The organism is Methylobacterium sp. Leaf117 (assembly GCF_001422985.1).
In the GTDB taxonomy this organism is placed as follows: Bacteria; Pseudomonadota; Alphaproteobacteria; order Rhizobiales; family Beijerinckiaceae; genus Methylobacterium.
The window spans coordinates 23,544-40,519 of sequence record NZ_LMNL01000003.1 but is presented as its reverse complement, the minus strand read 5'-3'; the positions used below and the strand labels follow the sequence as shown (position 1 = coordinate 40,519).

The window sequence follows — 16,976 nt, the reverse complement described above, 5'->3', positions numbered from 1 at the left end:
GGGTCAGCCCTTGCTTGCCGGAGGTGCCGGCGGCGTCCACACGGCGGCGCGCACGCGGATGGGGTTGGCGATCAGGCCCAGGGCCTGGAAGCGGTCGGCCACGCGCTGCTGGCCGGCGATCACGGCCTCGCTGAGCGGCGCGATGACGTAGACGCTGCGGTCGACGGCGCGCCGGGTCGCATCGAGGGGCACGCCGGTGCCCTTCGACAGCAGGGCGGCCACCTCCGGGCGATTCGCTTCGCACCAGGCCGCCACTTCAGCCAGGGCTGCGACCGCCGCCTGGACCACGGGGGCGTTGGCATGCGTGAAGTCCCGGTTGCCGAGAAAAAAGTTGGTGGGCCTCTCGATCTCGGCGGCACTGGCCAGGATGCGGGTGCCGGGCTGGCGCTCGGCGATAGCGAAGTACGGGTCCCAGATCGCCCAGGCGTCCACGGCACCGCGCGCGAAGGCCGCCGCCGCATCGGCGGGCGCCAGGGTCACGGGCTCGATGTCGCCGTAGGTCAGCCCCGCCGTCTCCAGGGCGCGGACGACGAGGTAGTGGGCGCTCGATCCCTTGGCGAAGGCGACGCGGCGGCCCTTGAGGTCGGCGAGCGTCGTCAACGGCGAGCCCTGCGGTACCAGGATCGCCTCGCCGGAGCCGCCGGCATCCTGCGCCGCGACGTACAGGAGGGTGTTGCCGGCGGCCTGGGCGAAGACCGGGGGCGGCGCGCCGGTCTGGCCGAAATCGATGGCGCCCATGCCGAGCGCTTCGAGCACCGGCGGCCCGAACGAGAATTCGGTCCAGCGCACCGTGACCCCGAGGGGTTTCAGCGCCCGCTCGATGGTGCCCTGCTGCTTGGCGACGACGAGGATGCCGTTCTTCTGGTAGCCGATGCGAAAGCTGCCGGCTTCTGCGGCGGCCGGCAGGATGACCGATCCGGGCATGGCGGCGGCCACGGCACCGGCGAGGAGGCTGCGTCGGGACAGCATTGCGGGCGCGCCCTCAACCAGCGCTGGCGAAGGCCGAGACCGGCGCATCGGCCTCCGGCGACGCGGCGCGGGCGGCCCGCGCCGTGAGGAGTTCCGCGAGCTGGTTCGCCGCGTCGCCGATGCGAGCCTTCACGCCGTCATCGACCAGGACGCCCTCGCGAAAATCGGCGTCCGAGCCGTAAACCGCGCTCGGGATGGTGTGGGCGCTGAAGAAGCCGAAGAGCGGACGCAGGGAATGCTCGACCACGAGGGCGTGGCGCGGGCCGCCGCCGGTTGCCGAGAGAATCACGGGCTTGCCCACCAAAGCCGCCGGATCGACGAAGTCGAACAGGTGCTTGAACAGGCCCGTATAGGCGCCCTTGTAGACCGGCGAGCCGACGATGAGCGCGTCGGCGCCCTCGATGGCCTCGACGATGCGGCGGGCCGGCAGCGGCAGCAGATCCCGCGACCAGGCGGCCCCGAGGCCGGTGCCGGCATCGACCATGTCGAACAGACGGATGTCGGCCCGGACCTGGGCTCCGACCGCCTCGGCCAGCGCCTCGGCCAGAGCGCGGGTCTTCGACGGGCGCTGGAGATTGGCGGTGAAGCCGACGATGCGGGGCAGTGACAAGCGGGGCACAGACATGAGCTCACTCTCGTGGGCGACGCGCTCGGGCTCAACGATCCGATTGGCGCAGTCGAAAAGATCTGGCGCCGGGCTTTTCGGATGCATTGCGTCACCGCTCAAGACGAACGTTGGACGACAACGACTATTCCGAAGATCCTGGCTCAGCAGGGGGAGATATAGGCCCTGTGAAACCAACCGGTTTGTCGGTGTTTTCGCAGCGCCGTTCTGACGAAAACGTGCCCGTTGCGCGCCCGAGAATCAATGAAACGTTCTTTTGAATGCGTGATGCGCCGGAGAGGATCTCTCTGAGTCGCGACGGATCGGGAGATGAACGCGTTCGACACGCATTATCGTGCCGGAATCCTCATCCCTCGGGGTCTTCGCGCTCGGGGTCTTCGCGCTCGGGGGCTTCGTCCTTGGGGGCTTTGTCCTCGGGGTCACCGGGCCGAGATCTGCAGATCTCGGACCTCGGACCTCAGGCGACGGCGTCGGCCAGCGCGCCCTGCAGCACCAGCCGCTGGAAGGCGGCCAGGAGGTCGGAATCGAGCTTCGGCAGCATGCCCTGCATCACCGCATAGGCCTCGCCGTGGGGAAGCGGATCGCGGTACGGCCGCCGCTCGGTCAGGGCCGAATGGATGTCGCAGATCGTGACGAGGCGCACGAGGTCGGGGATCGCCGCCCCGGCGAGGCCGTCCGGATAGCCGCTGCCGTCCAGCATCTCGTGATGGGAGCGCACCACCTCGAGGGTCGCTGCGTCGAAGCCGCTTTGGGCACCCAGCAGGTCGGCGCCGAGCGCCGGATGGGTGCGCATCACCGCCATTTCCGACGTGGTGAGGCGGCCGGGCTTGTTCAGGATCGCGAGGGGAATCTTGGCCTTGCCGACATCGTGCAGCAGGGCGGCGCGGGCGAGACGCTTCTGGTCGGCGCGGGCCAGCCTCAAGCCGGCCCCGAAGGCAGCGGCATAGCCCGCGACGCTGAGGGAGTGCTGATAGAGCTGCTGGTCATGGCCCTGGAGCACGTCGAGCCAGGTCCGGATGCCGGCCTCCGAGACGGCCTCCAGGATGAGGTCGGTTCCCGCATCGATCTCCTGTGGGTTCAGAGGCTGCCCGGCCTCGGCCGCCCGGAAGGCGTCGGCCACCAGGGCGACGGCGGCCCGCGCCCGCTCGGCGGTGGCGCGAACCTTCCGCCGCCGCGGTGCCTTCGCGGCCGGAGGGAGGATCATCTCGGCCGGCGCATCGGTGGGCGTATGGGCCGGCGTCTCGCCCGGCAACTTGGCCGGCAACTTGGCCGCCGCCTTGACCCCATTGCTCCGGCGCGCCGCCTGCCAGGTCCCGACGAGCCCGAACAGGGCGGCGAGCACCACGGTGCGGGGCGCGTTCGACGGGAGGGTCCGGGTGGCGGCGGCGGACCGGCCCACGCCGACCGGAGGGTGGTTGGTGAGCTGGAGGCTGGCGATGCGGGAGCCATGCAGCCGGGCGATCCAAGTGGCCGCCAGCATGGCATCCCCGCCGATGTCGACCACCGCCACGAGGGGAAGCACCGACGGCAGGGACTCGAACGGCTCGATGCAGCGGCAGGTCACCACGGTCTCGACGGCACGGCACAGCAGGGCCGCAAGTTGCGGTCTGTCCGAGACGATGAGAACGGAACTGTCCTGGGTCACGAGAGGGTCCGTCAACGGATGCGCGGTCCGGCTCCGTCGCCCGACGCGACACATGTGACATGAAATTATTATCGAACAATTCACGGCAAAGCAGCAGGCAATTCATCCGGCCGTCTACGCGATCTCTGCGGATCAGTGAGCCTTTTCGGGCCGCGAGAACCCGTTCTGAAACAGATCAGTTCGGGCGCAGAGCGCACAAAGCTTGCATAGGTTCGGCCCCGCACACGCGGTGAGCGAAGCAGAGCGCGGCCGCGCGTCGTCCGCTGGCGACCCGATCCGGGACAGCACGTCCGGCGCCCTGCTCAAGCGAACAACGTGCCATCCGGGGGCCGTGCCGGGCACGGCGTGTTATCCGGGGCCGTGCCAGGCACGGCGTGCCATCCGGAGTCCTGACAGGCGTGGACTTTTCCCGCGCGGTCGCGCACCCCAGCGCCTCGGCGGGGCGCGGAGCGGAGGGCATCGATGATCCCGGGCGGATGGCGGTGACGGAGGGCGAGGCATGAACCGGCGCGAGGTGGTCGCCGCGGCGCTGGCGCGACTCGCGCCACGCCTGCCCGATTTCGAGACCGAGGCGGTGATCGACCGCGCCCTGGCGAGCCCGGGCCTGCGCAATGCGCAGCCCGAGACCGCCGCCTGGCTCGCCCTGGTGGCCTATGGGCGCCACGTCTTCACCGAGTACGACACCCTGCTGGACGAGGGCTACGATCGCGACAGCGCCCGACACTTCGTCCTCGACGACCTCAATGCGGTGCTTGCCGAATGGGGGTCGCGCCGCCGGGTCTCCGAGGTGGAAACCGCGACGGAGGACGATCCCGAGGCCTGAGCGGCCCCGGCGCTCCGGTTCCGGTCCCGACCTCCGATGCAGGGTTGCGTCGCGCCGCCTTGCACCACGGCTGCCTGCGCGGCATCGTCCCGATCCGCCGGAGGAAACGTCTTCGCCCGGCCCCAAAGAATTCAAGGATCACGGTTTCATGAAGATCAGCGCGCGCAACGTCCTCAAGGGCAAGGTCGTCTCGGTCGAGAAGGGTGCCACGACGGCACACGTGAAGATCGAGATCGCGGGCGGCCAGCTGGTGACCGCCTCGATCACAAACGAATCCGTTGACAGCCTGAAGCTGACCGTGGGCGGTGACGCCTATGCGGTGGTGAAGTCTTCCGACGTTCTGGTCGCGGTGGATTGAGGCCGATGCGCCGCATCGCCGCGATCGCGGTTTTCGCATTGGTCGCCAGCGCCGCGCAGGCGCAGCAGCCGACCGCCGATCCGGCAGCCTGCACGCAGTTCGACTGGTCGCTCCTGCGCGAGCAGGCCTGGTTCTCGGCCGCGGGCCTGCCGCGGGTGGAATCCGGCGGCAGGCTGGCGGCAGCGATGCCGGCGGCTCTGCTCGGGCTGAAGCCATTGGCGGAGGGCGCGTCGCCCTTCCCGCCATCGCGGGAGGCGAAGCCCGGCACCTATGCGGGCGTGCTCCACCTCGATGCGCCGCTGGCGCCCGGTGCCTATCAGGTCACCCTGTCGGACCGGGCCTGGGTCGATGTAAGCCAGGACGGACACACCACCCGGCCGCCCACGGCGCATACGCAGCGGCACGGCTGCCCGATGCTGGCAAAGAGCGTGCGCTTCCAGCTCGGCACCGCCCCCATCACCCTGCTGGTGAGCAACGCCGCGGCGGACTCGATCCGCATCGCCGTCTCGCCGGTGGACTAGGCCGGGCTTCTCCGTCCTACCCGGGGGCGTTCGCGAACCTTCGCTGCGTGCCCTCGACGGGCCGAGCCCCGATCGACTAGCGTGGCGCCACGATCCAGGATTCACCCCGGGGGTCTCGACCTCGGCCTGGATCCTCGGCCTGATTCACGGCGCCCCGCTCGGTGGGGACGCGATTCCGGGAGCCTTCCGCTGACCCTCCGTCTCCGCCTCGCGACCCTCCTGCTCCTCGCCCCGGTCCTCGGGCTGCCCCTGTGCGCCGAGGCCCAGGACCGGGGCAGCGTCAACCCGAAACCCCTGCCGCCACTGGCCAATCCGGACGCGCCGGACACCCCCGCCAAGGCCCTGTTCGGCCGCGCCACCACGCCCGCTCCCGGCCCCGCCGAGGCCTACGGCTCCTACGCCAAGGGCTGCTTCTCGGGCGGCGAGGCGCTGGCCGTCGACGGGCCGAACTGGCAGGTGATGCGCCTGTCGCGCAACCGGATGTGGGGCACCCCGCCGCTGGTGGAATTCCTGGAGCGGCTGGCCGCCAAGGCGCCCCGCATCGGCTGGAGCGGCCTCCTCGTCGGCGACATGTCGCAGCCGCGCGGCGGCCCGATGCTCACCGGCCACGCCTCGCACCAGCTCGGCCTCGACGCCGACATCTGGCTGACCCCGATGCCCGATCACCGCATGAGCCGGGCCGAACGCGAGGAGACCTCCGCCACCAACGTGGTCCGGGCCGACCGCCTCGACATCGATCCGCGGGTCTGGACTCCCGAGCACCTCAAGCTGATCCGGATGACCGCGCAGGAGCGCGAGGTGGCGCGCCTCTTCGTCAATCCGGCGATCAAGAAGGCCCTGTGCCGCGAGGCCGGCGGCGACCGGGCCTGGCTCTCGAAGGTGCGGCCGATGTACGGGCACAACTACCACTACCACATCCGCCTCGCCTGCCCGGCGGGCCAGGACCAGTGCGGCGACCAGGCCCCGCCGCCCTCCGGCGACGGCTGCGGCGAGGAGCTGGCCTACTGGTTCAGCGACGCGATCCTGAATCCGAAACCGGCGACGAAACCGCCGCGCCCGAAGCCTCCGATGACCATGGCCGCCCTTCCCTCCGCCTGCCGGGCGGTGCTGAAGGCGCGCTGAGGACCCCTCCCGCCGCCCCCATCTGGGGAGCGGCCAGCCGGACGACAGGACGCGAGATGGGCGAACGGATTACGATCAGCGCCGGCGACGGCACGCAGGCGGTCATCGACGTCGATGGCGCCGAGCCCGTGTCCTGGCAGGTGGCGGGACGCGAATACCTCTGGAGCGGCGATCCGCAGCACTGGAATCGCCACGCGCCGTGGCTGTTCCCGGTGGTCGGCGCCTCCTCGGGCGGCACCGTGCAGGTGGGCGACCAGGCCTACCCGATGCCGCAGCACGGCTTTGCCCGCGACCTGCCCTTCACGGTGATCGAGCGGGCCGCGGACAGCGTCGGCCTGCGCCTGACCGACAGCGCCGAGACCCGCGCGCATTTCCCTTACGCCTTCCGCCTCGACATCACCGCCCGGGTCGGCCCCGGCCTGCTCGACTTCGAGATCTGGATCGAGAACACCGACACGGTGCCCCTGCCCTACGGCCTCGGCTTCCACCCGGCCTTCCCGTGGCCCTTCGCCGGCGGCACCCGCGCGGCGGGCGGCGGCTACGCGGTCCGGTTCGAACACCCGGAACGTCCGTTCGTGCCGGAGGTGGGGGACGGCGGCCTGCTCCTGCGCGCGGAGCGGCCGGTCCCGCTCGACGGCGACACTCTGCCCCTCGATCCGGCCCTCTTCACCGAGGCCCTGGTGTTCCGGGATGCGGCGAGCGCCTGGATGCGCTTCACCGGGCCCGACGGCGCGGCGATCCGTCTGGCGGTCTCGGACTTTCCCCATCTGGCGGTCTGGACCAAGCCGACGGCCCCGTTCCTCTCGCTCGAATGCTGGACCGGCCATGCCGACTGGGCGGGCTTCGCCGGCGACCTCACGCGGCGGGATTCGCAGCGGATGCTGGCCCCGGGCCAGCGCGCCCGCCACGGCGTCACCCTGTCCTTCGAGCCGGAGAGCCGGGTATGACGAGGGCCGTCTCGACAGACGCTGGATCGGGCGAGGCGTTCTCAGCAGAGGCCTGGGCGCGCAACGCGGAGGCCTACGAGACCATCCGCACCATGCCGTTCAACGCCGAACTCGCCGCCGGCACCCTCACCCGGGCGCGCTTCATCCACTACATCGTGCAGGATGCACATTACCTCGTGGGCTTCGGCCGGGCGCTGGCCCTCGCCGCCGCCAAGGCGCCGGACCCGGACCGGATGGTGCAGTTCGCCCGCGCGGCCGAGACCGCGATCGTGGTGGAGCGCTCGCTGCACGGCGGCTTCTTCCGCGATTACGGCATCGACGCCACGACCTTCGCGGAGACACCGCTCTCGCCACCCTGCGATCACTACGTGTCGTACCTCCTCGCCACCGCCTACGCGGAGCCCTACGAGGTGGTGCTCGGCGCCCTGCTGCCATGCTTCTGGATCTATGCCGAGATCGGCCGGGACATCGTTGCGCGGGCTGGCGCCGACAACCCGTACCGGGCCTGGATCGACACCTATGCGGGCGAGGATTTCGCCGAGGCCGTCGCCGCCATGATCGCCGCCACCGACGCGGCAGCCCGCGGCGCCTCGCCGGACGTCCGGGCGCGGATGCACCGGGCCTACCGCCAGGCCACCCGGCTCGAATACCTGTTCTGGGACGGCGCCTACCGGGATGCGGCCTGGCCGGTCTGACGCCGCCCCCCGGTGTCGCGATGCGCCCGGGTCGCCCGCTTACACCGCCCGCAGGCGTTCCCCGAGGGCGCCGGCCCGCGGGCGGGTCTGGCTGCGGAAGCGGTCGCGGGCGGCCCGGGCGGCCTGCTCGACGCTGCGGAACACCGTGCCCTCGAGGGGCGCGAAGTCGCGGCTCGATGCGAAGAAGCGGACCCCGCCCGGCTCCGGCACGGCGATGCCGGCGGTGACCTCGCCGATCTCGATGATGCGGGTCGGCTCGGCATGGAGGCGGTTGCGGGCGCGGTCCGCCCGGTGGTCCGGGAAAGCGGGCGTGGCGTGCAGGCGGTTCAATGCCCGATCGGCGTCGGTCTGGGCATGCGGCATGACGGGAACTCCGGTGGCCGGCTTTGGGCCGGCAGGGACAGGATCGTGGGACGCGACGGAGAGGTCAGCGTCGACAACAACCGCGTTGGAACCGGGCGTTCTGTGGAGATCGGAGCGCAGTGCAGACAGTCACGGCAAGTCATCCTTGTTAAGAAGGACCACGAGGCGCGCGCGCATCGCGGTGCTTTAGCGTTTGATGACGCGGCGCAAGCTACACACTTCAAATCACCGCGGCCCGGCGACCCGATTGGGGGCCACCGAACGTCTTCAAGATGCTCATCCGGCGAGCTTTCGTCAACGGATCGATCTTTCGAATGCAGGGCGAAACGTGGCACAAACGGCCCCGCTCGACGCGCGGGGCGCGTGCTTCTTTCGCGGCGCGCCCGCACTCCGCGCGCCGGAGGCGTCAGGCGGCCGCGATGATGGCGGCAAGGTCCTGATAGTCGCGAAAGATCCGGGCGGCGCCGGCCCGGGTCAGGTCGGCCGCCGCCGGATCGTGGCTCCAGTGACCGCCGCCACTGAAGCCGACGACGCGCATGCCGGCGGCGCGGGCGGCGGTGACGCCCGGAACGCTGTCCTCGATCACCAGGCAGGCCTCCGGGGCGACGCCCATGGCGGCGGCGGCGTGGAGGAACAGATCGGGGGCCGGCTTGCCCCGCGCCACCAGGGTCGAGGAGAAGATCCGCCCCTCGAACAGGGGCAGCAGGCCGGTGAGCCCGAGGGAGTGGCGCAGGCGCACGGGGTCGCTGCTCGAAGCGACGCAGGACGGCAGGCCGAGTTCGGCCACTGCCGTCGCGACGCCCGCCACGGCGCGCAGCTCGGTGTCGAAGGCCCGCAGGGTATCCTCCTTCACCGCCTCGACGAAGCCTTCCGGCGCCGTGACTCCGTAATCGCGGGCGATGTGGCCCATGATGGAAACCATCGAGGTGCCGGCGAAGCGCGCCCGCACGGTCTCGACGTCGATGGGCACGCCGATGCGGTTGAGACCGGCAGTCAGGCGCCCGAGGCTGATCGGCTCGCTGTCGACGAGGACGCCGTCGCAATCGAAGATCACCAGCGCGAGGGCGGGTGCGGTCTCGCCGGGGGCGGGCACCGGATCGAGGAGGGGGGAGGCGTCGCGCATGGGCTTCGATCGGGTCTCGGGCTGCGGATGGGCCCCGCGCCGCGCGGCCCCGTGCCCGCATATGGCGCGATCGCGATCCCGCGCAAACCGCAGCGCCCGCCGCTCGGACGACGGTGGCTTGCGCACCGCGACGTGCCCTCCTACTCAGCCTCCGGGGCCGGCCCGGATGCCGGCGGTGCGATCGGGTGCGATGGTCCGTTTCCTCAGCCGCTTCCTCGGCCTCGTCTTCCTCGCGGCGGGCTTCGTCTGCCTCGTCTATGACGGCGCGCGCTCCATCGCGAACGACGCCGTGCGCGTCACCAGCGTCAGCGATCTCGCCTTCACCCTGTTCAAGGACCGGGCGAGCGCCCTGCAGGGCACGGTCGAGGGCGTCGCCCCCTGGTTGTGGAAGATCCTGGTTCTGCCGCTCACCCTGGCGCCCGCCGCCCTGGTCGGACTGGTGATCGGGGCCGTCCTGCTCTGGCTCGGCCAGCCGGCCCGCCAGCGGATCGGGTTTCTCAGCGGTCCGTGACGGCACTGCCTGACCGACGAAAGCCGCCCAGGGGTGCCATTTCGCACCTGATCAGGGCTCCGGCGGGGTCCGGCATGGTCAAGGCGCCATATTTTCAAGCGCTGTCCATCGTAGGGATCAGAACGAAGCGAGTGGCGGATCGCCAGGCCGTCAGGCCTGCGGACCGATCCGTCCTTCGGCTCCATGCGCTGAAATCTGTCGGGGATCGTCTGCCCTCATGTCCCGCATCCTTGTCGTTTCGACCCTCGCCGTTCTCCTCGGTGCCGCTCCGGTGCTGGCCCAGCCCGCGCCGGGCGCGCCCGTTCCACGGAACATCACGGCATCGGGCGTGACCAAGCCGCCGAGCGGCGGCGACCGGGGCGGCGCTCCCTACACCCGCGCCTCCACCGAGGCCGACATGGTGAAGGCCCAGCGCGCCTCGGCGGCCCGCGACAAGGCCTGGGACAACAAGATGCGCACCACCATGGGCTCGATCTGCAAGGGCTGCTGAGCCGCAGACCGGCGTGCGTCACGTCGGAACCGTGCCGTGATCCGCCTGGAGGGCGTGAGCAAGCGGTTCCCGGATGCCGGGCGCCCCGCCGTGGACAATCTCGACCTCGCGGTCGCCGAAGGCAGCGTCTGCGCCCTGATCGGCCCCTCGGGCTGCGGGAAATCCACCACTCTGCGCATGGTCAACCGGCTGGTGGAGCCGGATGCGGGCCGGGTCCTCGTCGCGGGCGTGGACGTGATGCAGGGCGATCCGGTCGCCCTGCGCCGACGCATCGGCTACGTGCTCCAGGGCGTCGGCCTGTTTCCCCATCGCAGCGTCGCCGACAACATCGCCACCGTGCCGGGCCTGCTCGGCTGGCCCCGCTCCCGGATCGCCGAGCGGGTCGATGCCATGCTCGATCTCGTGGGACTCGACCCGGCCGAGTATCGCCGGCGGCGCCCGCACGAGCTCTCCGGCGGCCAGCGCCAGCGCGTCGGCGTCGCCCGGGCGCTCGCGGCCGATCCGCCGGTCCTCCTCATGGACGAGCCCTTCGGGGCCGTGGACCCCGTCGCCCGCGACCGGCTCCAGGGTGAGATCGGCGCCATCCTGCGGCGCCTCGGCAAGACCGTGCTCCTCGTTACCCACGACATCGACGAGGCGATGCGGATGGGCGACCGGGTGGTGCTGATGCGCGCCGGCCGGATCGTCCAGGCCGACACCCCGGAGCGCCTCCTCGCCGCACCGGCCGATGCCTTCGTGGCCGGCTTCACCGGTCAGGACCGGGCGCTGCGCCGCCTCGCCCTGATCCCCGCCGGCACCCTGGCGCGCCCCGGTGCCGCCCCGGGCGCGCCCGCCCTCGACAAGGGCGCCTCGGTGCGCGAGGCGCTGTCCCTGCTGCTGGCCACGGGCGCCGACCGGCTCGACCTGACCGGCGACGGCGCGCCGGCCCATCTCACCTTGTCATCGATCCGGGACGAAGCGGCCCAGGCGGGAGACGCCGCAACGCGGGCGTAGACCCGCCTGCTTGCTGCGCGCCTGGAGACCTGTAGCCTGGAGACCTGCGGCTCGCAGACCTGCGGCTCGTCTGTCTACTTGCACTCGTCGCGGGCGCGCTTCATCGCCTCGGCGAAGCCCGCCAGGGCGTAATCGTCCTGGGTGGGATTGCCCCGCATCGAGGTGGTCTTGATCTGGAGCTTGGCCGTGCGCGTCATCTCGGTGACCACGCGGGTCTCCTCCGCCGGGTTCTGGAGCCAGGCGTTGTTGTCCTTGGTGACGAGGCCGTAGCGGGTGGCGCCGAGGATCAGGGTCGGGTCGGTGGGCGCCGGCCCCGCATTGGCCTTAGCCTGGCTGCTGGCAGGCTTGGCGGGGAAGCCCAGCATCACCGCGACCTCGTTGGCCACGTTCTCGGCTTTGCGCACGGTCACGAAGAGATAGGCCGTGTCGCGCTTCAGGGTCTTGGGCGAACGCGTCTGCGGCTGGGCGATGGCGTAGCAGACGCGGGTCTTGCCCTGGCCGTTGGCGAAGACGTTCCAGTCGCCGAAGATCGCGACCGGCGTGGCCTGCTGCATGCCCGGCGCCGTCAGGGGGGCCTTCTCGCGCCCGCGCCGGCCGCGCTTCCGGCTGGGCGCTTCGGACGCCTCGGGCGCGGCATCCTGCGCCAAAACCTGCGCCGCGCCGAGAAGCGCGCCGGGCACGGCCGGCATCGGCAGGAGGGAGACCGGACCGGCCAGGACGATCGTGACGGCCCCGAGCCGGAGACCGCGCCGCAGAACTGGAAGCATGGAGGACCCTTCGGGACGGTGCCGGGCCGGGAGGCCCCGCCCACGCGTCCGGACTTGCGGCGCGAAGGCACGCGGACTTCAGGAAACAGGACGATGGCGCCGCCCCCGCTCCGGGGCGCCGCCGGCACGCGTCAGGCGGCGTGCGGCTCCGCCGGCACGGCACTCGGAAAAGCGCTCGGCAGCGTCGCCATCACGGCTGCCGCGAGGCTCGAGACCGTGGTGCGAGCCGGTTCGGCGACGGGCGCGACGGCCTGAGCCTCCCCTTGGACCGGCACCGGGACCGGTACTTGGACCGGTCTTTGGACCGATACCTGGACTGGTCCTTGGACCGGTCCTTGGACCGGTACCTGGACCCGCGGCAGCGCCCGGGGCTTCGGGTCGTTGTAGGGCGTGTTGTAGCACTTGCGCACCGAGGCCCAGAAGGCGGCCCGGTCGGCCTCGGGCAGCCGGCTCAGGGCCACGTCGATCAGGGCCGTGGCATCGGCCGCGAGGGCCGGGACATCATCCGGCGCAATCGCGCTTTCAGGGGTCATGGAAAGATCTCCGAAGGGCTCGGGTCAGGTCTTACACAGCATCACATAGCTAAGCCGTGAACGCACCTGCCCCGAGGCCGGTTCTTTCGGCCTATGCGTCCGCGAGGGCCGCGATCCAGCGTGCGGCCTGGGCGCGCACGTTGTCGGGGGCGGTGCCGCCGTAGCTGGTCCGGCTCGAGACCGAGTTCTCGACGCCCAGCACCGCGTAGACCGCCTCGGTGATGCGGGGCTCGGCGGACTGCATCTCGGCCAGCGACAGGTCTTCCAGGCCGACATTGCGGGCGGAGGCCGTGCCGACGAGGCGGCCCGTGACGTGGTGCGCTTCGCGGAACGGCAAGCCGAGTTCCCGCACCAGCCAGTCGGCGAGGTCGGTCGCGGTGGCGTAGCCGGAGCCGGCGGCGCGGGCGAGCACCGCGGCATTCGGTTCGAGGTCGCGCACCATGCCGGTCATGGCGGCCAGGCACAGCGAGAGGGCCTGGAGCGCGTCGAAGGTGCCCTCCTTGTCCTCCTGCATGTCCTTCGAATAGGCGAGCGGCAGTCCCTTCATCACGATCAGCAGTCCCGTGAGCGCACCGATGACGCGGCCGGACTTGGCCCGCACCAGCTCGGCCGCGTCCGGGTTGCGCTTCTGCGGCATGATCGACGAGCCGGTGGTGTACCCATCGGACAGCCGGACGAAGTTGAACTGGGCCGAGGTCCAGACCACCAGCTCCTCGGCGAAGCGCGACAGGTGAACGGCGCAGATCGCCGCGGCGGAGAGCGATTCCAGGGCGAAGTCGCGGTCGGCGACGGAATCGAGGGAGTTCGCCGTCGGCCGGTCGAAGCCCAGCGCGGCGGCGGTGGCATGCCGGTCGATGGGGAACGAGGTGCCGGCCAGCGCCGCAGCACCCAGCGGGCACTCGTTCAGGCGGGCGCGGGCATCGCGGAACCGGCCGCGGTCGCGGGCCAGCATCTCGACATAGGCGAGGCAATGGTGGCCGAAGGTGACGGGCTGGGCCGATTGCAGGTGGGTGAAGCCCGGCATCACCGTGGCGGCATGGGCCTGCGCCTTCTCGGCCAAGGCCTTCTGCAGGCCGGCGGCCTGGGCGTCCAGGCTGTCCAGGGTGTCGCGCACCCACAGCTTCATGCCGGTGGCGACCTGATCGTTGCGCGAGCGCGCCGTGTGCAGGCGCCCGGCCGCCGGGCCGACGATCTCGGTCAGCCGGCTCTCGACGGACATGTGGATGTCCTCGAGTTCGCGCTTGAACACGAAGCCCCCCGCCTCGATTTCGTCGCGCACGGCCTTGAGACCGTCCTCGATCGCAGCCACATCGGCGGGGGGGAGGATTCCCGCCTGTCCCAGCATCGCCACATGCGCCAGCGAGCCACGGATGTCCTGGGGCGCGAGGCGCTTGTCGAACCCGATGGAGGCGTTGATCTCCTCCATGATCTCGGCGGGGCCGCTCGCGAAGCGCCCGCCCCACATCCGGTTGCTCATGCTCTCACTGACCCTTCCAGCCCTTCGGCCCGTCCATCCGGGCAAGCAACGCCATTCGGGCAAGCAACGATGATGCCCGGCACCCGGGCGATGGTCGCCGGCGGAGCCGCCCTCGTCGCCATCCTCGGCGGATGGCTTGCCGTATACGGGACGGGCTCGACCGGCGGCAACTCCGCTGACCTTTCCGCAACCCCGTGCGCCGACGCATCCGCGACGGCGGCCCGGATCGCGCCGCTGGCCCGGGGCGAGGTCGCCGCGTTCGCGGTCGCGCCCCGGCCGGTGCCGGCCCCCGCCCTCGCCTTCAAGGGGCCGGACGGGGCCGACGCCACCCTCGACGACGTGAAGGCCCTGCGCCTGGTGAACCTGTGGGCGACCTGGTGCGCGCCCTGCAAGGCCGAGATGCCGGCCCTCGACCGGCTTCAAGGCAAGCTCGGCGGTCCGGATTTCAGCGTGGTGGCGATCAATGTCGACACCCGCAACCTCGACGCGCCGCCGGCCTGGCTCAAGCAGAACGGCATCCGGCAGCTCGCCTACTACGCCGATCCGGCCGGGCGGGTGCTGCCGGCCCTGCAGAAGGCCACCGGCTCCCTCGGCCTGCCGACCACCCTGCTGGTCGACGGACGCGGCTGCACCCTCGGGGTGATGAAGGGACCGGCGGAGTGGGACAGCCCCGACGGCGTCAGGCTGATCGAGGCCGCTCTCGGACGATCCTGACGCCAGGGCGCAATCGGCCCCGGTTCAGAGCAGGGCGTCGAGGCTGCGAACCACACGCTCGGGTGGGAAATCCGGGTACTCGTCCGGCACCCCCTTGCGGTTGACCCAGACGGGCCGGAAGCCGAAGGCGGCCGCCCCCGCCACGTCCCAGCGGTTGGAGGAGCCGAACAGCACGGCCTCGGGCGGGACGCCGAAATGCGTCGTGGCGATGCGGTAGGCCGCGGGGGCGGTCTTGAAGGTCCGGGCCGACTCGACCGAGAGCACCGCGTCGAGATGGTCGGCGAGCCCCGCCGAGGCGACGGCGCGCTCCAGCATCGCGGCGTCGCCGTTGGACAGGATCGCGGTGCGCCAGCCCGCCGCCCGCAGGGCCCGGAGCGTGCCGGGCACCTCCGGATAGGCAGCGAGATCGCGATAGGCATCGAGCAGGGCGGGCCGCAAAGCCCGATCGACGTCGGGATACGTCGCCAGCGCATGGTCGAGCGCCCGCTCGGTCAGGCTCCAGAACGGAACCGGCCGCTGCATCAGGCCGAACACCCAGGAATATTCGAGCTGCTTGGCGCGCCAGGTCTCGGACAGGGCGGCGGCATCCGGGCCGATCGCCCCGGCATGGCGCGACACCGCCGCGTGCACGTCGAACAGGGTGCCGTAGGCGTCGAAGACGGCGACGCGCGGGGATGCTTCTTCTGCCATGCGGCCTCCTCAGGCGCGCCGCAGGCGAACCCCGCACACGCGCAGCGTCGCCAACAACACTCCCGCATAGACCAGCGTTCCGGCGAGCCCCAGCACGCAGAGCACCGCGATCTCGCGCAGGCGCGGCAGGGCCGGCACCACGGATTCGGCGAGCGGCAGGCCATAAGAGGCGGTGGCGGCCAGCGCGGCGCAGGCCACGGTCACGCCCAGGATGGTGACGCCCAGCGTCCGGCCCGGTGCCATCCAGCCGCGCCGCCAGGCGAGCACCACCAGGAGGCCGAGATTGATCCACTGGCCGATGGCGGTGGCGAGCGCGAGACCGGTGACGCCGTAGGGGCCGGTGAGCACCACCTTCAAGGCCACGTTGACCGCGATGGCGGTCAGCGAAGCGATGAGCGGGGTCATCGTGTCCTGCCGGGCATAGAAGCTGGCGAGCGCGCTGCGCAGGAGCACCACGGCCGGCAGGGCGAGCCCGTAGGCGGCCAGCACCGAGGCCGCCCGCGCGGCATCCTCCGCCCCGAAGGCGCCGCGCTGGAACAGGGCCGTCATGATCAGGGCCGGCAGGGTGAGGAACGCCACCGTGAAGGGCGCCGAGAGGGCGAGGGAAAAGCCCGCCGCCCGGTTCTGCGCCGCGTGCGCCCCGGCGACGTCGCCGGCCGCGATGCGCCGGCTCATCTCGGGCAGCAGCACGGTGCCGGCCGCGATGGCGATGACCCCGAAGGGCAGCTGGTAGAGCCGGTCGGCGTAGTACAGGGCCGAGACCGCGCCGGTGGGCAGCAGACTGGCGATGATGGTGTCGGCGAAGGACGAGATCTGGAATCCGGCCGAGCCGATCACCGCCGGACCCAGCACCGTGAAGAAGCGCCGCATGGCCGGGTCGCGCAGGGTCGGCGCGGCCAGGGCCGGGGCGATGCCGGCGCGCCGGCAATCCCACCACACCAGGGCGAATTGCAGGACGCCCGACACCGTCACGCCCCAGGCGGCGGCGTAGGCGGCGTTCGGAAACAGCGATGCGGAGGCCAGGGCGGCCAGCATCGACAGGTTCAGGAGGACCGGCGCCCCGGCCGCCACGGCGAAGCGCCGATGCGCGTTGAGGAGGCCGGAGAACAGGGTCACCAGCGTCATGAACAGCAGGTACGGAAAGGTGATCCGGGTCAGCGAGACGGCGAGCGCGAAGCGCTCCGGGTCCTCGGAGAAGCCGGGCGCCAGGGCCCGGACCACCCAGGGCATCGCCGGCATCGCCAGGGCCAGGAAGCCGATCTGCACCAACAGCATCAGGGTGAAGATGCGGTCGGCGAAGCGCCGGGCCGCGCTCCCCGCCGGGTCGGCCTTCTCGCTCTCCGACAGGCTGGCGTAGCTCGGCACGAAGGCGGTGTTGAAGGCACCCTCGCCGAAGATCGCCCGGAAATGGTTCGGCAGGCGGAACGCCACCACGAACGCGTCGGCCACCGGCCCGGCGCCGAGAATCGCGGCCATCACCACGTCGCGGGCGAAACCGGTGATGCGGGAGACCAGCGTCCAGCCACCGACGGAGAGGATGCTGCGGATCATGGGTGGGGCTGCCGGGGCACGGGGCTTTGAGGATCGGGCGAGCCCTAGACCATGCCGGC

20 protein-coding genes are annotated in these 16,976 nt (G+C 71.5%); 10 read left to right on the top strand and 10 right to left on the bottom strand.

From position 1 onward, the window contains the following. Positions 1-3 precede the first annotated feature (3 nt). The 3 genes from ASF57_RS04555 to ASF57_RS04545 form a co-directional block, all read right to left on the bottom strand. A complete protein-coding gene (locus ASF57_RS04555) occupies positions 4-969 on the bottom strand; it encodes an aliphatic sulfonate ABC transporter substrate-binding protein (protein WP_056480586.1) in 966 nt (321 codons plus the stop codon). 13 nt (positions 970-982) lie between these two features. Further along, positions 983-1,594: an FMN reductase gene (gene msuE / locus ASF57_RS04550; RefSeq protein WP_200935815.1), complete on the bottom strand. Its 612-nt coding sequence runs from the start codon at positions 1,592-1,594 to the stop codon at positions 983-985. A 457-nt stretch (positions 1,595-2,051) separates the two neighbouring features. Beyond that, positions 2,052-3,239, bottom strand: coding sequence for an HD domain-containing phosphohydrolase (locus ASF57_RS04545; RefSeq protein WP_244476810.1), 1,188 nt, complete (start codon positions 3,237-3,239; stop codon positions 2,052-2,054). A 499-nt stretch (positions 3,240-3,738) separates the two neighbouring features. On the opposite strand from ASF57_RS04545, the gene ASF57_RS04540 reads away from it, so the two are divergent. The 6 genes from ASF57_RS04540 (at position 3,739) to ASF57_RS04515 (ending at position 7,705) form a co-directional block, all read left to right on the top strand. After that, positions 3,739-4,062, top strand: coding sequence for a DUF2293 domain-containing protein (locus tag ASF57_RS04540; RefSeq protein WP_056184739.1), 324 nt, complete (start codon positions 3,739-3,741; stop codon positions 4,060-4,062). A 148-nt stretch (positions 4,063-4,210) separates the two neighbouring features. Then, positions 4,211-4,420: a molybdopterin-binding protein gene (locus ASF57_RS04535; RefSeq protein ID WP_056184741.1), complete on the top strand. Its 210-nt coding sequence runs from the start codon at positions 4,211-4,213 to the stop codon at positions 4,418-4,420. A gap of 5 nt (positions 4,421-4,425) precedes the next feature. Continuing rightward, positions 4,426-4,941 (top strand): hypothetical protein, encoded by a 516-nt coding sequence (locus ASF57_RS04530; protein WP_056480574.1) that lies wholly within the window; start codon positions 4,426-4,428, stop codon positions 4,939-4,941. Positions 4,942-5,160: 219 nt separating this feature from the next. Further along, positions 5,161-6,063, top strand: coding sequence for a penicillin-insensitive murein endopeptidase (mepA, locus tag ASF57_RS04525; protein WP_244476816.1), 903 nt, complete (start codon positions 5,161-5,163; stop codon positions 6,061-6,063). A gap of 56 nt (positions 6,064-6,119) precedes the next feature. Further along, positions 6,120-7,010, top strand: coding sequence for an aldose 1-epimerase family protein (locus ASF57_RS04520; RefSeq protein ID WP_056480571.1), 891 nt, complete (start codon positions 6,120-6,122; stop codon positions 7,008-7,010). Then, a complete protein-coding gene (locus tag ASF57_RS04515) occupies positions 7,007-7,705 on the top strand; it encodes a TenA family protein (protein ID WP_056480567.1) in 699 nt (232 codons plus the stop codon). Before ASF57_RS04520 ends, ASF57_RS04515 begins: the two co-directional genes overlap by 4 nt. A 39-nt stretch (positions 7,706-7,744) precedes the next feature. On the opposite strand, the gene ASF57_RS26705 is transcribed toward ASF57_RS04515, so the two are convergent. After that, positions 7,745-8,068: a hypothetical protein gene (locus ASF57_RS26705; RefSeq protein WP_244476809.1), complete on the bottom strand. Its 324-nt coding sequence runs from the start codon at positions 8,066-8,068 to the stop codon at positions 7,745-7,747. A gap of 406 nt (positions 8,069-8,474) precedes the next feature. Further along, a complete protein-coding gene (locus ASF57_RS04505) occupies positions 8,475-9,191 on the bottom strand; it encodes an HAD family hydrolase (RefSeq protein ID WP_056480565.1) in 717 nt (238 codons plus the stop codon). A 190-nt stretch (positions 9,192-9,381) separates the two neighbouring features. Between ASF57_RS04505 and ASF57_RS04500 the strand changes: the two genes are divergently transcribed. The 3 genes from ASF57_RS04500 to ASF57_RS04490 all read left to right on the top strand — a co-directional run bounded on the left by ASF57_RS04500 (position 9,382) and on the right by ASF57_RS04490 (position 11,185). Continuing rightward, positions 9,382-9,702: a hypothetical protein gene (locus ASF57_RS04500; RefSeq protein WP_056184751.1), complete on the top strand. Its 321-nt coding sequence runs from the start codon at positions 9,382-9,384 to the stop codon at positions 9,700-9,702. A gap of 217 nt (positions 9,703-9,919) precedes the next feature. Beyond that, positions 9,920-10,192, top strand: a complete 273-nt coding sequence (locus tag ASF57_RS04495) for a hypothetical protein (protein ID WP_056184753.1) — start codon at positions 9,920-9,922, stop codon at positions 10,190-10,192. 36 nt (positions 10,193-10,228) lie between these two features. After that, positions 10,229-11,185, top strand: a complete 957-nt coding sequence (locus ASF57_RS04490; protein ID WP_056184755.1) for an ABC transporter ATP-binding protein — start codon at positions 10,229-10,231, stop codon at positions 11,183-11,185. 74 nt (positions 11,186-11,259) lie between these two features. Here ASF57_RS04490 and ASF57_RS04485 read toward each other — a convergent pair whose 3' ends face one another. The 3 genes from ASF57_RS04485 to argH all read right to left on the bottom strand — a co-directional run bounded on the left by ASF57_RS04485 (position 11,260) and on the right by argH (position 13,962). After that, entirely contained in the window at positions 11,260-11,952 is a 693-nt protein-coding gene (locus tag ASF57_RS04485) for an invasion associated locus b family protein (protein ID WP_200935814.1), read from the bottom strand. 131 nt (positions 11,953-12,083) lie between these two features. Next, positions 12,084-12,485 carry a hypothetical protein gene (locus ASF57_RS04480; protein ID WP_056184756.1) on the bottom strand — a complete coding sequence of 134 codons (402 nt, stop codon included), beginning with the start codon at positions 12,483-12,485 and terminating at the stop codon, positions 12,084-12,086. Between the two features lie 91 nt (positions 12,486-12,576). Next, positions 12,577-13,962: an argininosuccinate lyase gene (gene argH, locus ASF57_RS04475; RefSeq protein WP_056480561.1), complete on the bottom strand. Its 1,386-nt coding sequence runs from the start codon at positions 13,960-13,962 to the stop codon at positions 12,577-12,579. Between the two features lie 72 nt (positions 13,963-14,034). On the opposite strand from argH, the gene ASF57_RS04470 reads away from it, so the two are divergent. Then, on the top strand, positions 14,035-14,676 hold the full coding sequence (locus ASF57_RS04470) for a TlpA disulfide reductase family protein (RefSeq protein ID WP_056184761.1): 642 nt from the start codon (positions 14,035-14,037) through the stop codon (positions 14,674-14,676). 24 nt (positions 14,677-14,700) lie between these two features. Here ASF57_RS04470 and ASF57_RS04465 read toward each other — a convergent pair whose 3' ends face one another. Together ASF57_RS04465 and murJ are read right to left on the bottom strand one after the other, a co-directional pair. Then, a complete protein-coding gene (locus ASF57_RS04465; protein WP_056184766.1) occupies positions 14,701-15,366 on the bottom strand; it encodes a haloacid dehalogenase type II in 666 nt (221 codons plus the stop codon). A 9-nt stretch (positions 15,367-15,375) separates the two neighbouring features. Further along, positions 15,376-16,917: a murein biosynthesis integral membrane protein MurJ gene (murJ, locus tag ASF57_RS04460; RefSeq protein ID WP_056184768.1), complete on the bottom strand. Its 1,542-nt coding sequence runs from the start codon at positions 16,915-16,917 to the stop codon at positions 15,376-15,378. Positions 16,918-16,976 lie beyond the last annotated feature (59 nt).

Excerpts from the sequence above, each read along its gene's own strand:
- ASF57_RS04465 (WP_056184766.1), bottom strand. The coding sequence starts at position 15,366 with ATGGCAGAAGAAGCATCCCCGCGCGTCGCCGTCTTCGACGCCTACGGC.
- msuE (WP_200935815.1), bottom strand. The coding sequence starts at position 1,594 with ATGTCTGTGCCCCGCTTGTCACTGCCCCGCATCGTCGGCTTCACCGCC.
- ASF57_RS04530 (WP_056480574.1), top strand. The coding sequence starts at position 4,426 with ATGCGCCGCATCGCCGCGATCGCGGTTTTCGCATTGGTCGCCAGCGCC.
- ASF57_RS04480 (WP_056184756.1), bottom strand. The coding sequence starts at position 12,485 with ATGACCCCTGAAAGCGCGATTGCGCCGGATGATGTCCCGGCCCTCGCG.
- ASF57_RS04485 (WP_200935814.1), bottom strand. The coding sequence starts at position 11,952 with ATGCTTCCAGTTCTGCGGCGCGGTCTCCGGCTCGGGGCCGTCACGATC.
- ASF57_RS04500 (WP_056184751.1), top strand. The coding sequence starts at position 9,382 with ATGGTCCGTTTCCTCAGCCGCTTCCTCGGCCTCGTCTTCCTCGCGGCG.
- ASF57_RS26705 (WP_244476809.1), bottom strand. The coding sequence starts at position 8,068 with ATGCCGCATGCCCAGACCGACGCCGATCGGGCATTGAACCGCCTGCAC.
- ASF57_RS04540 (WP_056184739.1), top strand. The coding sequence starts at position 3,739 with ATGAACCGGCGCGAGGTGGTCGCCGCGGCGCTGGCGCGACTCGCGCCA.
- ASF57_RS04515 (WP_056480567.1), top strand. The coding sequence starts at position 7,007 with ATGACGAGGGCCGTCTCGACAGACGCTGGATCGGGCGAGGCGTTCTCA.
- murJ (WP_056184768.1), bottom strand. The coding sequence starts at position 16,917 with ATGATCCGCAGCATCCTCTCCGTCGGTGGCTGGACGCTGGTCTCCCGC.
- ASF57_RS04535 (WP_056184741.1), top strand. The coding sequence starts at position 4,211 with ATGAAGATCAGCGCGCGCAACGTCCTCAAGGGCAAGGTCGTCTCGGTC.
- ASF57_RS04495 (WP_056184753.1), top strand. The coding sequence starts at position 9,920 with ATGTCCCGCATCCTTGTCGTTTCGACCCTCGCCGTTCTCCTCGGTGCC.
- ASF57_RS04555 (WP_056480586.1), bottom strand. The coding sequence starts at position 969 with ATGCTGTCCCGACGCAGCCTCCTCGCCGGTGCCGTGGCCGCCGCCATG.
- ASF57_RS04470 (WP_056184761.1), top strand. The coding sequence starts at position 14,035 with ATGCCCGGCACCCGGGCGATGGTCGCCGGCGGAGCCGCCCTCGTCGCC.
- ASF57_RS04505 (WP_056480565.1), bottom strand. The coding sequence starts at position 9,191 with ATGCGCGACGCCTCCCCCCTCCTCGATCCGGTGCCCGCCCCCGGCGAG.
- argH (WP_056480561.1), bottom strand. The coding sequence starts at position 13,962 with ATGAGCAACCGGATGTGGGGCGGGCGCTTCGCGAGCGGCCCCGCCGAG.
- ASF57_RS04520 (WP_056480571.1), top strand. The coding sequence starts at position 6,120 with ATGGGCGAACGGATTACGATCAGCGCCGGCGACGGCACGCAGGCGGTC.